The organism is Pseudonocardia lacus, assembly GCF_018531445.1.
GTDB classification, from domain to species: Bacteria; Actinomycetota; Actinomycetes; order Mycobacteriales; family Pseudonocardiaceae; genus Pseudonocardia; species Pseudonocardia lacus.
This window is the reverse complement of the sequence record NZ_JAHDTH010000017.1, coordinates 51,986-66,402: the sequence shown is the minus strand read 5'-3', so window position 1 is coordinate 66,402 and position 14,417 is coordinate 51,986. Positions and strand designations below refer to the sequence as shown.

The following is a 14,417-nucleotide window of genomic DNA, read 5'->3' as shown; positions in this document are numbered from 1 at the left end:
GCGACGCCGGCACGACGGCCGCGGCGGTCGGGGTCGCGCCCGTCGACCTGCTGCTGCTCTGCGGCATCTTCGGCAACGTGCCCGACGAGGACGTCGCCCGCACCGCGGCCGCGGTGCCGGCGCTGCTGGCGCCCGGCGGCACGGTGGTCTGGACGCGCGGCACCTGGGCGCCGGACCTCACCCCGCGGCTGCGCGGCTGGCTCGGCGACGCCGGCGTCGAAGAGACGTCGTTCGTCACCGGGGCTCGTGCGGGGCAGCCGGTGGCGGACGGCGGCTGGTCGGTCGGCGCGGGCGTCCTGCGCGGGCCCTCGACCCCGCTGCCGCCCGATCAGCGGCTGTTCACCTTCCGGGACTACTCGTCGATGCCGTAGAGGCGGGCCCAGTTCTCGCGGCTGGTGAGCCGGCCCATCTCGGCGCGGTAGCGCTGGGCGACCGCGGGCCCCTCGTCGATGAAGCGGCGGAACACCCGGGCGGCCTCGCGGGCCAGGCCGAGCGCGGCGTCCCGGTCGCGGGTGCGCACGCGGAAGCCCTGCTCGGACATGTCGGCGACGATCGCGCGCTCGAACGTCGACACGTGCCACCAGTGCGCGTCCCCGGCGGGGATGAAACCGGACTTGTGCACCGCCTTGTTCAGCGCCAGGTACGCGGCCCGCTTGAGCCAGGTGAGCCGCTCGCTGCCGGGCTCGTTGGCCGCCTGCACGACGGTGGCGTCGCGGAAGTCCGGCGCGAACTCGGGCAGCTCCGACATCGGGTGCACCACGGTCTCGGCGTAGGCGGCCCGGACGCGGCGGATCTCCGCGGCCGCGGCGGCCGAGCCGTCGCGCAGCACCTCGGGGCCCTCCAGGAAGTCCTCGACCGCCTTGATCAGGGTCGCGGTCAGGCCGTAGTGCATCGCCACCAGGTACTGCGCGGTGAGCTGCCCCAGCCGGCGCAGGATGCGGCGGGTCGAGAAGTCGGTGTGCAGCGCGGCGGTGATCAGGCCGTTGCGCATGTTGAAGTACCGGTGCCACTCGTCCCAGTCCTTCCACCCGAAGTCGGCGTGCCACACGCCGGCGCCGGGCAGGGCGACCGTCGGGATCCCGTGCGCGCGGGCCCGGTAGCCGAACTCGATGTCGTCCCACTGGAAGAACAGCGGCAGCGGGTAGCCGATGCGGGCGACGACCTCGGCCGGGATCAGGCACGACCACCAGCCGTTGTACTCGGTGTCGACCCGGCGCTCCTGGTTGGTCGGCAACTGCCGCTCGTCCAGCCCGAGCAGGTACGCCTCCTTGAGCGCGCCCGGCATCGGCATCCCGACCTTCAGCGTCTCCGGCTCGGCGTACTCGGCGGAGATGTGCAGGTGCGCCGGGTGCAGCAGGTTGAGCATCTGGCCGCCGACGATCATCGGCTGGGCGGTGCTCGCGGCGAACCCGGTCAACCGGACCAGGATCTCCGGCTCCAGCAGCACGTCGTCGTCCATCAGCAGCACGTCGCGGTGCTCGGAGCGCTCGCCCGCGGTGGCGTCGAACAGGCCGCGGGTGAAGCCGCCCGCGCCGCCCAGGTTGGGCTGGCGCACGTAGCGCAGCTTCTCGCCCAGCGCCGCCGACACCTCGGCGAAGCGCGGGCGCGACTCCAGGGGATCGGTGCCCTGGTCGACGACCTGGACGGTGCCGACGCGGGCCAGCGCGACCGGGTCGTCGGCCATGGCCTGCAGCGTGTTGAGGCAGTCGTCGACCCGGTTGAACGTGCAGACGACGAGGTCGGTGCGCGGCACCGGGCGCCCGGTGGACACGGTCCACCGCACGTCGGAGGCGGTGAGCTCGCCCTGCTCGGTGCTCAGCTCGATCCACATGCCGCCGCCGTCGATGAAGCGGTCGATCGGGGCGACGAGCCGCACGGCGGTGTCGCCGCCGTCGATGTCGCGGGCCGCCGCGATGCGCCACACCTTGTTGGTGTCCGAGGCCATCAGCCGGATGCGGCCGGCGCCGCTGAGCACCGCGGTGACCTCGACCTCGGGCACCGCGGTCCACCGGTGCCAGTAGGTGGCGTGGAACCGGCCGAAGTAGGTGTTGGTGCTGACCCGGCTGCCCGGCAGCAGGTGCACGCGCTCGCGCTCGCGGCGGGCGATGCCCTGCTCGACGACGGAGTACAGGTCCTCGGGCACCAGTGCCGACGGCCCGAAGAACAGGCCCCGCTGCACGACCAGCCGCGACGGCGAGCCTGATGTCGCGGCGGGTTCCGGCTCGGCCTGCGGGGACGGGCTGTCCGACGTGGTCTCCGGTGTGCGAAGCATGCGGGGCGACGTCCTCCGGTCGGCGGTGCGGGTGTCGCCAAGCATTGTGCGGGCTCGGCGTCCCGGTCCCGGGGGCGGGGTGCGGACGGTCGGGGACCGGCCGGCGACGTCGGCACGATCGATGTGCGACCCATGCGGGACGTTCGGTCAGCCCACCGGGTCGAGGCCCGGCACCCGGGCGTGGCCATCGCGGTGCCAGCCGCTCACCGTCCGCTCGACGACGGTCGGCCGCGGTGTCGCCAGTCGCTCGCTCGGCGTCCACCGGTACACCTGCACGGCGTCGCGCAGCGGCGCTCCGGTCAGGTAGGTGGGCATCCGCTGCTCGGTCACCAGCAGCCGCGGCGCCGCGAACGGGCCGCCGAAGCCGGGGGAGTAGGTGATCCCGGCCGCCGGGTCGGCCGCCGGGGGACCGATCCGCCACCCCGGCACCTGCGCGGTGCCGTCGGGCAGCGCGGCCGGGCGCACGCACGGGAACAGGAAGGCCACCGGCCAGTCCAGGACGGCGGCCTCGGAGGCCGGGATCAGCTCGGACATCGGGGTGAGCCGGGGGACCCGGGGCAGCGACACGACCGCCGGGCTGCGCGGGCCCGCGGTGGGCGCGTCGACGACCAGCCGGACGGCGTCGGCCCCGGCCGGGGCGAGCTCGCGGTGGTCGCTGGGCTCGGCGCCCTCGGTGGCGACACCGCGCCGCTCGACGGTGTCGCCGGTGCGGAACTCCAGGGACAGCGCGTCGCCGGGGCGCGTCGTGCCCGACGTCGTGACGACGACGGGCAGCCGCCCGTCGCGCTGCTGCGGGTCGAGGGTGAACCAGGCCGACGCGGTGCGCCCGGCCACCGCGATCCCCGGCATGAGCGCGCCGCCGACGTCCACCGGCAGCGTCCGCGGCGCCGGGACGGCCCCGTCCTCGGTGGGCAGCAGCCCGGCCGCCGGGTCGGTCTCCACCGACAGCAGCCGCTGCAGGCCGCACGGCTCGCCGCGCACGGTGGCCAGCGCGTCGGAGGCGAGGGTGTAGCTGTCGCGGTGGCCGGCGGCGATCCGGGCGAAGCTGCCGACCTGCAGCGCGAGCACGCCGACGAGGACCAGCGCGACGATCGGCACGGGCCCGGGGACCCACCGCCCGACGGCAGGGTCGGGGCCGCCACCGGCCGGGGCGGAGCGCCGCCACGCGGTGCGGGCCAGCAGCACCGCGACCAGCAGGCCGCCGAGCACGGCGACGATCGTCGCCAGCGGGGTGCCGCCGACCTGCGGGGGCAGGGTGGAGAAGGTCGGGGTGAACCAGTCGCCGGCGAACGGCCAGAGGTTGTAGCCGGCCAGCACGAGCGAGCACACGGCGGTCGCCGCGGCGAGCCCGCCGGCCAGCGCGGCCGGCCGCGGCCGGACGACCCGCGCCGACCAGGCCGCCGCCCCGAGCACCAGCACCGCGGCGCCGTACCCGGCGACGTCGCCGAAGTGCTGGGTCCACTTCGTCGGGCTGAGCGTCATCACGGCGAGCATCGCCAGGAACCCGGCGGCCAGCCGGCGGGCCGGGCCGGTCGCGATGCCCGTGCCGGCGCGCCGCAGCGACCACAGCACGCCGACCGCCGCCAGCAGCGTCACCAGCACGGCCGCCCGGCGCCCGATCGAGCCCTGGAACGAGGCCGGCTCCAGCAGCGTGGAGTACCGCTCGTACTCCTCGTACCACTCCAGGCCGCCGCCGATGACCGTGCGGACCCGGGTGGCCTCCAGCATCCCGGCCAGGCTCTGGTCGGACACCATCAGCAGCACCGCCGAGGCGGGCGCGGCCACCAGCAGCGCCAGCAACGGCCACAGCCGCAGGTCGGCGGCGCGGGCGCGCAGCACCCTCAGCACCGGCGCCGCCGCGACCAGGAACGGGACGAACGCCATCAGCCCGCCGGGCGTGACGGCGGTGGTCGCACCGGCGACGACCAGCCCGAGGGCCAGCGGCAGCAGCGCGCGCGTCGCGACCGCCCGCTCGACCGCCAGGAACGCCACCAGCGCCCCGACGGCCACCCAGGGCTCCGGGCGCAGGCCGACGTTCAGCGGCACCCACCAGGTCAGCAGCCCCAGCGCGGCGACCCACCGCATCCAGCCCCGGGTGGCGAACCGGCCCAGCCGCGGCAGCACCAGCCGCGACAGCAGCGCCCAGCACAGCAGCCCGAGCAGCACCGACGGCAGTCGCATCCACGCCGTCGACGGCGAGATCGTCGACCAGCCGGCGTAGAGGTCGTAGAACCAGCTGAACGGCGCCTCGGGGGCGTTGAGCCAGCGGTAGACGTTGCCGACGAAGCCGTTGTCGCCGCGCCCGCGCACGATCCCGGCGATGTAGCCGTCGTCCACGGTGATCGCGCCGACCACCCACCACACGCCCAGCACGGCGGTGACGACCACGTCGGTGGGCCGCGGCAGCCACCAGCGCCGGGGCAGCAGGCGCACGCGGGCCGTCGCGGCCCGGTCGGTGGCGCGCACCGCGACCAGCATCCCCAGCAGCGCCAGCACCGCCACGACCGCCAGCGCCGCCTTGACCGGGGAGATCGTGGTCTGGAACCGGGTGTCGGCGGTGAGCCGCAGGTCGACGCCGTCGGGCAGCTCGCTGAAGGCGCCCGCCACGTCGGGGCGGACGTCGCCGTCGCGGGTCAGCACGGGCGCGTCGTCGACCAGTACGGCCGTGCGGGTGGGGTCGGAGACGACCCTCAGCGCGCACTCCCCGGCCGGCAGGGCCACCTCGCCGAGGTCGACGCCCGCGCTGCTGACCCGCAGCCCGCCGCCCTCGGTCGGGCGTCCCGGCCCGGGTCCCGGCACCGGGGCCGTGCCGGTCAGGCGCAGCCCGTGCAGGGGTTCGGCGGTCGGGTCGGGGTTGAGCGGCACCGTCGAGAGCAGCACGCCGTCGCCGGCCTCCCGCACCGCGGAGCAGTTCGTGTCGACGGCCAGCCCGACCGGCTGGTACGGCATCAGCGGGATCGCCGCCGGCCCGTCGTCGGCCGACCACGCGTAGGAGACCTCGGGCTGCTGCACCGGGGCCAGCGGGAACGCCACCGAGGCCAGTGCGGCGATCAGCCCGAGTACGAGCACCCACCGCCGGCCCCGACCGGAGGCGGGGGCCCCGGCCGGCGGGTCGGACCGGTCGTCCGGCTCGGAACGGGTCGCCGGGCGGGCGGGCGAGAGCACCGCGCCACCCTAGGCGGGCCCGGTCCCGCCCCGCCCCGGCAACCCCGTCGAGAACGAACTTGTCGTGATCGAACCGCCCAAATGATCACGACAACCTCGTTCTCGACGGGGCTGCCGGGGCGGGGCGCGCGGGTCAGGGGCCGCCGGGGACGAACTCCGGGATGGCGGCCGACCCACCCGGGGTCTCCCGGGCGGTGTGCGTGAGCGCGTAGGCCCGCGGCGCCAGCGGGGTGGAGAACGCGTAGACCTGGATGCGCGGGTCGGTCCCCGGCGCCACCGCCAGCTGCTGCACCGACTGGGTCCGCGGCACCTGCGCGAACGCCCCGCCGCGCGTCGGGCGCCACACGCCGTCGCCGAAGCCGCCCAGCGCCGAGTTGCCCCAGAGCACCGCGTACTCGGGCGACTCGGTGACGCCGTTGACCATGTGCGGCTGGCGCAGGCAGGGGTAGTTGAACGCCTGCGGCCAGCCCAGCGCGACCGGCGCCCCGGCGGGGACGTAGTCGGCCAGCACCGTCGCCGTGGACAGCGCGGGCGCGCTGAACGCGAGCCAGCCGTGCAACCCGCCGGTGGCGTCGACCGCCTCCAGCCGGACGAGGGCGGCGCCGGGTGGCGGCTCCAGCGCGAAGGTCCGCCAGGACGGGTCGCGGGCGCTGTCGGTGAGCAGGCCCTCCTGCTCGTCGGTGGCCTCGACGGGGGTGCCGTCGGCGGCGGCGTAGACGGCGGTGAGGGTGTTGCCGTCCTCCAGGGTCCCGGCGGCGAGCACGGTGACCGCGGAGTCGTCGTCGAGGCCGTCGGGCAGCTGGTACCAGCCGGTGCTCATCCGGCCGGTGTTGCGCTCGAAGGCGAGCCCGTCGCGGCCCAGCAGGCTGCCCCAGACCCGGGCGGCCCCGGTGCCCTGCGGGCGGTTGCCGATGTAGTAGCCGCTGTCGGAGAGGAAGTACTCGACGTAGGCCGGGTTCTCCGGGGTGGGGGCCGGCACCGCGGGCACGACCGGGGTGCGCCCGCCGGTCGGGGCGGTCGGGGTGGCGGCCGCGGTCGTCGTCGGGCTCTGCGGGGTGGTCGGTGCGGGCGCGGGGGAGGCCTCGGTCAGCGGGACGGCGTCGGTGGGGTCGTAGACGCGCACCGCGCCGGCCGCCCCGCAGTTGCCGCCGGTGGGGTCGGCCCAGCTCTGCACCCAGATCGAGTCGCGCGGCTCGCCGCTCACGGCGGACTCGGCGAAGATCCCGACGGTGTAGGCGGTGGTCCCGAGCAGCGACAGCACCACCACGACCGGGACGGCGCGCAGCGCGCCGATCCGGAAGGTCTCCTCCGCGCGCCGGTTGAGCAGGGGCACGACGATCGCGACGGCGGCGAACACCACCAGCCACAGCAGCGGGCTGCCCAGCTCGAGGTCCTGCACGGCGGGCGAGAGCTCGGGGCGGTGCAGGCCGTCGAGCCAGGCGTAGGGCCACTTGTTGGGGCCCTGCCAGGCCAGCGTGATCGCCACCAGGAACGAGGCCGCCGCGGCGGCCAGCACCCCGACCGGTGGGCGCGTGTCGCCCAGTATCCGGCGGGTCAGCGGCACGGCGGTGACCAGGAACAGCGCCAGGAACGCCGGGCCGACGCCGGCCAGCGAGCCGAAGTGGTGGCTCCACTTGGACGGGGTGAGCCACAGCGCGCCGAACGCGATCGCGGTGCTGGCGCCCGCGTACCAGAGCGGCGTCGGCACGGCGATCCCGCGCAGCCGGGCCCCGGCGGCCAGCACGGCGAACCACACCAGCGCCACCAGGCACACCAGCACGACGGAGCGCTTGGCGTAGTTGCCCATCGGGTTGTCGGTGAGCAGGAAGTAGTAGCGGAAGATCTCGCTGGTCCAGTCGTCCTGCTGCTGGATCGACAGGAAGATCGCCTGCCCGCGCAGGAAGTCGCGCAGCGCGCCGTCGGCGAACGCGGTGAACAGGGCGATGAACCCGCCGGAGGCCACCGCGAAGGCGCGCAGGACCGTGGCGATCCGGTCGCCCTCGACGCGGATGACCGGCCACAGCAGCGGCAGCCCGGCCAGCAGCGGCGCGAACAGCGTGAAGCCGGTGGGGTGGGCGGTGAACCCGACGCCGGCCAGCAGGAACGCCACCCAGGCCAGGCCGAGCCTGCGCCGGCGGCTGGCGGCCAGCACGGCCAGCAGGGTGAGCGCCCCGGTCAGCGCGACGACCGTCTCCGGCCGCACGCCCATGTCCTGGGGCACCCACCAGGCCAGGTAGACGACCGCGAGCAGCGCGTGCGCCAGCACGCGGGTCCACCGGGCGTCCGGGGCCCACTCGTGCATGGCCGCGACCACGACCCGGCGCAGCGCGAACCAGGTCAGGATCCCGAACACCAGCGCCGGGATGCGCTGCATGACCGGGGCGTCGCCGACGAGCTGCTGCCACAGGCCCAGCGCCTGGTAGAACCAGGTGAACGGGGTGAAGCTCTGGTCGTAGAGCTGGTAGTAGTTGCCGACGTCGCCGGTCAGCGCCGAGTTGCGGGCCATCGCGGCGTAGTAGCCGTCGTCGTCGGTGGCCGGCGCGATCACCGCCCACAGCGCCAGCACGGCCGGCACCACGAGGTCGACCAGCCGCGGCCAGCCCGGGCGCCACCGGCCCGGCACGCGCGCCGTGCGCCGGTCGAGCAGCACGAGCAGCACGGCGGTGATCGCCAACGCGCCGAGCAGCCCGCCGATCAGCAACGTCTTCGTCGGGGTCGCGGTGCTGGAGAACTCGTCGTCGACCTTCAGCGAGACCGAGAGCCCACCCGGCGGCACGGACGTCAGCGACGTGGCGAGCACGTCGACGTCGGGCAGCTGGTCGGTGCTGCGGTCCACCAGCTCGGTGCCGTCACGGGTGATCACCAGCCGGGCGTTGTCCTGGCCGGCGAGACCGGCGGGCCGGACGAAGGCCGGGTCCTCGGCCAGCGCCGGCATCTCGGTCTCCTGGAAGCTGGGCAGCCCCTTGCTGTGCCCGACGATCCGGTACTCGCACGGCCCCGGCTCGATCGGCACGTCGAGCAGCAGCTCGTCGAGCGCGCCGACGGTCAGCCGCCCGTCGCGGGCGTTGACGATGAGCCCGATCGTGCCGGCCACCGGGGAGTCCGGCGCGGCGGTGGACACCACGACGCCGCCGCGGGCCTGGGCCAGCGCGGCCACCTCGCAGCTGAACCGGATGTCCATGCTCAGCGGCCGGTAGGAGGCCAGCTGCAGCAGCGTCGACTCCGGCTGGGCCGGGTCGCGGGGCCAGGTCACCGTCGGCTCGTTGACCATGACCGGCGCGAACGGCAGCAGCGCGCCGCACACGAGCGCGACCAGCCCGGAGAACGCGGCCAGCAGCGCCAGGCCCCGCTGTCGGGGCGCCACGCTCTCCGGTGCGGGGTCGGCGGTCTCGGGCGGGTCCGTTTCCCGCTCGGGCTCCCGCTCGACGTCGTCGCGGACGGCGTCGGACACGTCAGTCACGGTCCAGGATGGTGTCAGCCGATCCGCGTGCCCGGCGACGTGCCCCCGGTGATCACCGGGAGCACGTCCCGTTCGACCGCCGCGGCCGCCGCCAGCACCACGTGGTCCTCCCACGGCCGACCGACGAGCTGGACCGCCAGCGGCAGCCCGTCGGCGTCCGCGCCCGCGGGCAGGCTGACGGCCGGCGCGCCGGACAGGCTCGCCGGCAGCGTGTGCAGGTACGCGGTCCGATCGCCGTCGAACTCGTCGTGGCGGGGGCGGTGCGCGGCACCGTGGGCGTGACGAGGACGTCGACCTCGGCGCCCGCGCGCAGGCAGCGGGTGCGGAAGCGGTCCCAGTCCCACAGCTGCGCGGCGACGTCGGCGCCGGTCAGGTCGGGCCGCCCGGTCGCGCGCGCCCAGTAGCCCTGGGTGATCTCCCAGGCGTCGGCGAGCCAGTCGTAGGGCCACTCGACCCGCGTCGCCCCGGCCGCCACCAGCGCGTCGGCCGCGCGGTCGACGGCGGCGACCACGGCGGGCGACGGCCGCCGGTCGCCCGAGCCGTGCAGCACCGCGACCCGCAGGGCGGTGACGTCCACCCGATCGGAGCCGACCAACGGCACGGGTGGCACACCGGCGTCGTGCCCGTCCGGTCCGGCGATGACCCGCAGCGCCCGTTCCAGGGTGGCGACGTCGGCGGCCAGCGGCCCGATCTGGGTGCGGCCGTCGCTGAGCGGCCCGACGCGCGGGAAGTGCCCGGTGCCCGGCACCCGGCCCGCCGTCGGCTTGAGCCCGCAGGCGCCCGCCCACGCGGCGGGCAGCCGGATGCTGCCCCCGGAGTCGCTGCCCAGCCCGAGCGGGGACGCCCCCGCCGCGACCAGCGCGGCCTCCCCGCTGCTCGACCCGCCCACCGTGCGGTCGGGGTCGAGGGGGTGGCGCACACCGCCCCACGGCCGGGTCTTGGCCAGCACCACCGCGCCGGCCGCGCGCAGCCGGGCCACCGCCGTGGCGTCCCGGGTGGGGCGGCGGTCGCGCGCGTCGCCCACGCCCGCGCACGGGAAGCCCTCGACGTCGATCCAGTCCTTGACCGTCACCGGCAGCCCGTGCAGCGGCCCGACCGGTCCGCCGCGCTCGAACTCGCGGTCGAGCCGGGCGGCATCGGCGAGCGCCCGGTCGTCGTCGAACGCCGCCACGGCGCCGGTCGTGGCGTGCACGCGCCGCACCTCGGCCAGCGCCCCGCCGGCCGCCGCGACCGCCGTCACCGCCCCGCTCGCCAACCGCCCCAGCAGCTCACCCGTCACCGCCCCAGCCTGGCCCGGTCGACCGCCGCGGACCAGCCGTCGCGGAGCGCGACCGCGGAGGCTGCTCCGAGCAGGTGGCACCGCGCCCCTTAGAGTGCGACCCGTGAGCAACTCGATGATCGGCGTCGCTCGGCGGTGGACCCAGCTCGGCGACACCGATCCGATGTGGGCCGCACTGACCGACGCGGGCCGCGGCGGGCGCTGGGACCCGGCCGACTTCCTGCGCACCGGCCGCCGCGAGATCGACGCGATGCTCTCCCTGCTCGACCGCCGCGGGCTCACCCCCAAGATGGGCACGGCGCTGGACTTCGGCTGCGGCCCCGGCCGGCTGTCGGCCGGGCTGGCCGCGGCCGGGTTCGCCCGGGTCATCGGCGTCGACGTCTCCCCGACGATGCTGGCCAAGGCCCGCGAGATCGTCGACGACGAGCGCTGCGAGTTCGTCCACGACGAGGGCACCGAGCTGGCCTCGGTCGCCGACGACAGCATCGACCTCGTCTACTGCTGCCGCGTGCTCCAGCACATGCCGACCGAGCTGTCGCACGGCTACATCCGGCACTTCCTGCGCGCGGCCGCGCCCGGCGGGCTGGTCGTGTTCCAGCTGCCGGCCGAACCGATCGGCCTGGTCGGCGGGGCCATGAAGGCGCTGCCCGCCCCGGTGCTGGACCGGCTGCGCGCCGGCATGGAGATGCACGGCACCCCGACCGCCGCCGTCACCCGGCTCATCGCCGAGGCGGGTGGCGTCACCGTCTCCGTCGAGGAGGACCGCAGCGCCGGCCCGAGGTGGCGCAGCCACCTCTACGTCGTCCGCGCGGAGAAGTAGTCCGATGGCCCACCGGGTACTCGACCGGTGGGACGCACCGGGGTGGTACCCGATCGGTGCGTCCCCCCGCTGCATAATCGGTGGGTCCCCCGGCGGTCTCACTGCTGCCGCTCCTGATGGAGGTCAGAGTCCTGGCTAGCACCTCCGGCTCGCACACCCGCTCGCTCGGGCTGGTCGGCATCGGGATCGTGGCCTCCGGGCTGCTGGTCAACGTCTACCTGGCCATCGTCGCGCGGAACCTGCCGGCCGCCGAGTACGCCTACTTCGGCGCCTTCTGGTCGTTGGCCCAGGTCGCCGGGTTCGGCATGTTCCTGTCCATCGAGCAGGAGACGGCCCGGATGCTGCAGACGCCGGGCCGCCCGCTCGGTGTGCTGAAGGCGACCCTGTTCACCGCGGCGACGATGGCCGTCGGGCAGCTGGCGCTGGTGGCGATGGCCTGGCCGCTGCTGCAGGCCACGTTCGGCGGGCACGCGATCGTGGTCGTCGCGTTCGGCGTGCTGTGCCTGGTCTCGGCCGGCCAGTTCGTGGTCCGCGGCGCGCTCATCGGCATGGACCGGATGGGCCGGCACGCGTTCATCATGTTCGTCGACGCCGTCCTGCGGGTCGGGCTGGCCACGCTGGTGGCCTCGCTGATCGCCGACCCGGGCAGCTCCGGGTTCGCCTGGACGCTGACGGCGGCCATCGCGCTCTCGCACGCGCCGCAGCTGGTCTCGCTGCTGCGCAGGCGCACCCGCGCCACCACCGAGCCCGACCCGGCCGCCGGCTGGCAGACCCCGCGCGCCGTGTGGTCCGCGGTCGCCCCGCTGCTGCTCGGCTCGGTGTGCGCGCAGCTGCTGCTCAACGGCATCCCGGTGATCGCGCCGGTGCTCGCCGAGACCCCCGCCGAGGCGACCGCGGCCGGTCAGCTGCTGGCCGCGTTCACGCTCAGCCGCATCCCGCTGTTCCTGGTGGTGCCGCTGCAGAGCGCGCTGCTGCCGATGCTCACCGCCGCCCTGCACGGCGGCGACCGGGCCAAGCTGGTGCGGATGATGCGGCTGCTGGCGCTGAGCCTGGTCGTGCTCGGCGCGGCGGCCGTGGGCGTCGGCTGGCTGGCCGGCCCGTGGCTCGTCGGGCTCATCTTCGGCCCCGAGTACGTGCTCGGCGGCATGCACGTGGCCCTGCTGGCGCTCGGGGTCGCGGCCTATATCGTGCTGGTCCTGGTCACCCAGGTGCTGGTCGCCTCGGTGCGCCACCGCCTGGTGGCCTGGAGCTGGTTGTCCGGGCTGGTCGTCGCGGCCGTGGTGCTGGCCGTCGTGCCGGACCTGCTGCTGCGCGCCGAACTGGCCTTCCTGCTGGGCTCGGTGACCGGCTGGGTGGTCGGAACCGCGCTGGTGCTCAGCGAACGACGGGAGCGAGTGTTGCAGAGTGTCGCCTGACCCCGCCCGCGACGACCTCGTCATCGCGCTGACGTACTACGCCCCGTACGTGTCCGGGCTGACGAACATGGCCCGCGACCTCGCCGAGGGCATGGCCGCGCGTGGACGCCGGGTCACGGTCGTGACCAACCGCTTCGACTCCTCGCTGCCCCGCCGCGAGGAGATCAACGGGGTGCGCGTGCTGCGCGCGCCGGTGATCGCCCGGCTCGGCCGCGGGGTGATCAGCCCGCAGTTCGTCCGGCTGGCCCGCACCACGATGGCCCGGGCGAAGGTCGGCGCGCTGCAGCTGCCGATGCTGGAGGCCGGCGCGATCGCCGCCGGGATGCCGACGCCGATCGTGTCGACCTACCACTGCGACGTCACCCTGCCGCCGGGCCTGATCAACGTGGCCCAGCGGACGGTCGTCGACGCGTCCAACCGCTACGCCATGCGCAACTCCGCGATCGTCGCCGTCACCAGCGAGGACTACGCCCGCAACAGCCGCATGTGGACGGCCATCGAGCCGGCGATGGCGGTCGTCGCGCCGCCCTGCCCGCCGCCGCCGCCCGGTGCGCCGTCCTACCGCGAGACCGACGGCCTGCACGTCGGGTTCCTCGGCCGGATCGTGCGCGAGAAGGGCCTGGAGTACCTGGTCCGCGGTTTCCGTGCGCTGCCCGACGACGACGCCCGGCTGCTCATCGGCGGCGACTTCACCCACGTCGCCGGCGGCAGCGTCGTCGACCAGGTGCGCGCGGCCATCGGCGACGACCCGCGCATCCGGCTGATGGGCTTCGTGCCCGAGGAGCGCATCGGCGACTTCTACGCCTCCCTCGACGTGTTCACGCTGCCCTCGGTCAACGCGTTCGAGGCGTTCGGCATCGTGCAGGCCGTGGCGATGCTGGCCGGGGTCCCGGTGCTGTCCAGCGACATCCCCGGCGTGCGCCAGCCCGTCGCGCAGACGGGCTTCGGCACCGTCGTCCCGCCGGCCGACCCGGCGGCCATCACCCGGGCCCTGCAGGGCCTGCAGACCAACCCGCCCGACCGCGAGGCCGGCCGCAAGGCGGCGCACCAGGCGTTCTCGGTGTCCACCGTGCTGGACGCCTACGAGGTCCTGCTGGACAAGGCGGCCCACCAGCGAAAGGCGCGCCGATGACGACGTCGGAGTTCGAGTTCGAGGCCGCCCAGGGCGAGCCCGACCACTACGACGAGTCCTACTACGACGGCAACGGGCAGGCCGGCGACCGGCCCGCGCTGCGCTGGTACGTGCGGATGGTCCGGCGCTACATCGGCGCCGGGCCGTACCTGGACTTCGGCTGCGGCACCGGGCACCTGCTGCGCAGGCTGGCGATGCACGGATCGGCGTCCGGGTTCGAGATCTCGCCGTACTCGGCCGGGCTCTCGCGCGAGACCGCCCCGGGCTCGCCGGTGCACACCGAGCTCGACGACATCCCCACCGGCGTCTTCCGCGGCCTGACCGCCATCCACGTCCTCGAGCACCTCGACGACGACACCGCCACCGAGGTGCTGGCCTGCTGGCGGCGCATCCTGGTGCCGGGCGGCAAGGCGCTGGTCGTCATGCCCGACCCGGCCGGCAAGGCGCGCGGCCTGGCCGGGCCGGGGTGGACCGGCTACCAGGACCCCACGCACATCAACCTCAAGCCGCACGCCGAGTGGAAGGCCTTCATCCAGGCCCGCGGCTTCCGGGTGCTGCGCGAGGGCAGCGACGGGCTGTGGAACGTGCCCTACGGCAAGCTCCCGAAGCTGCTCGACGCCCTCGTGCACGCGGTGCCCTCGCTGACCCAGTTCCTGGCCGGGCGGCTGTTCCTGCGCCCCGGCTCGGGCGAGTCGTCGGTCTTCGTGATCGAGCGCGTCGACCCCGGTCCGACCTGATGCGCTAGGGGTCCGCCATCAGCTCCGCCACCGACTCGGCACCCCCCGGCTCCGCGCCGCCGGTCGACGGGGAACGCGCCACCCGGCTGCCGATCCCGCGCTCGCCGTGGGACCGGTTCGTCATCGGCATCACGCTG

The 14,417-nt window shown here is 75.4% G+C and carries 9 protein-coding genes and 1 pseudogene; 5 read left to right on the top strand and 5 right to left on the bottom strand.

Going from position 1 to position 14,417, the window contains the following annotated elements:
- Window positions 1-371, top strand: a 371-nt coding sequence (locus KIK08_RS06395) for a hypothetical protein (RefSeq protein ID WP_214402059.1), incomplete at its 5' end; no start/stop codon positions are given.
- Here KIK08_RS06395 and KIK08_RS06390 read toward each other — a convergent pair.
- The 5 genes and pseudogenes from KIK08_RS06390 to KIK08_RS41565 form a co-directional block, all read right to left on the bottom strand.
- The gene (locus KIK08_RS06390) at window positions 353-2,272 is read right to left on the bottom strand and encodes a glycosyltransferase (RefSeq protein ID WP_214402058.1); all 1,920 of its coding nucleotides are present in this window, start codon (window positions 2,270-2,272) and stop codon (window positions 353-355) included. The two genes, KIK08_RS06395 and KIK08_RS06390, sit on opposite strands and share 19 nt — an antisense overlap.
- Before the next feature lie 147 nt (window positions 2,273-2,419).
- Window positions 2,420-5,437: an arabinosyltransferase domain-containing protein gene (locus KIK08_RS06385; RefSeq protein WP_308257446.1), complete on the bottom strand. Its 3,018-nt coding sequence runs from the start codon at window positions 5,435-5,437 to the stop codon at window positions 2,420-2,422.
- 133 nt (window positions 5,438-5,570) lie between these two features.
- Window positions 5,571-8,897 (bottom strand): arabinosyltransferase domain-containing protein, encoded by a 3,327-nt coding sequence (locus KIK08_RS06380; protein WP_214402057.1) that lies wholly within the window; start codon window positions 8,895-8,897, stop codon window positions 5,571-5,573.
- Between the two features lie 14 nt (window positions 8,898-8,911).
- Window positions 8,912-9,241 carry an amidase family protein gene (locus KIK08_RS41570; RefSeq protein WP_308257447.1) on the bottom strand — a complete coding sequence of 110 codons (330 nt, stop codon included), beginning with the start codon at window positions 9,239-9,241 and terminating at the stop codon, window positions 8,912-8,914.
- Window positions 9,242-9,306: 65 nt separating this feature from the next.
- A pseudogene (locus KIK08_RS41565) lies at window positions 9,307-10,098 on the bottom strand (amidase family protein); the annotation flags it as partial.
- A 181-nt stretch (window positions 10,099-10,279) separates the two neighbouring features.
- Between KIK08_RS41565 and KIK08_RS06370 the strand changes: the two are divergent.
- The 4 genes from KIK08_RS06370 (at window position 10,280) to KIK08_RS06355 (ending at window position 14,280) form a co-directional block, all read left to right on the top strand.
- On the top strand, window positions 10,280-10,996 hold the full coding sequence (locus KIK08_RS06370) for a class I SAM-dependent methyltransferase (RefSeq protein WP_214402056.1): 717 nt from the start codon (window positions 10,280-10,282) through the stop codon (window positions 10,994-10,996).
- A 116-nt stretch (window positions 10,997-11,112) separates the two neighbouring features.
- Complete coding sequence (locus KIK08_RS06365; RefSeq protein WP_214402055.1) at window positions 11,113-12,411, top strand: lipopolysaccharide biosynthesis protein; 1,299 nt, start codon at window positions 11,113-11,115, stop codon at window positions 12,409-12,411.
- The gene (locus tag KIK08_RS06360; protein WP_308257445.1) at window positions 12,401-13,543 is read left to right on the top strand and encodes a glycosyltransferase family 4 protein; all 1,143 of its coding nucleotides are present in this window, start codon (window positions 12,401-12,403) and stop codon (window positions 13,541-13,543) included. Before KIK08_RS06365 ends, KIK08_RS06360 begins: the two co-directional genes overlap by 11 nt.
- The gene (locus KIK08_RS06355) at window positions 13,540-14,280 is read left to right on the top strand and encodes a class I SAM-dependent methyltransferase (RefSeq protein ID WP_214402054.1); all 741 of its coding nucleotides are present in this window, start codon (window positions 13,540-13,542) and stop codon (window positions 14,278-14,280) included. Before KIK08_RS06360 ends, KIK08_RS06355 begins: the two co-directional genes overlap by 4 nt.
- Window positions 14,281-14,417: the final 137 nt, after the last annotated feature.

Coding starts and splice junctions, on each gene's coding strand:
- KIK08_RS06390 (WP_214402058.1), bottom strand. CDS start 2,272: ATGCTTCGCACACCGGAGACCACGTCGGACAGCCCGTCCCCGCAGGCC.
- KIK08_RS06365 (WP_214402055.1), top strand. CDS start 11,113: ATGGAGGTCAGAGTCCTGGCTAGCACCTCCGGCTCGCACACCCGCTCG.
- KIK08_RS06355 (WP_214402054.1), top strand. CDS start 13,540: ATGACGACGTCGGAGTTCGAGTTCGAGGCCGCCCAGGGCGAGCCCGAC.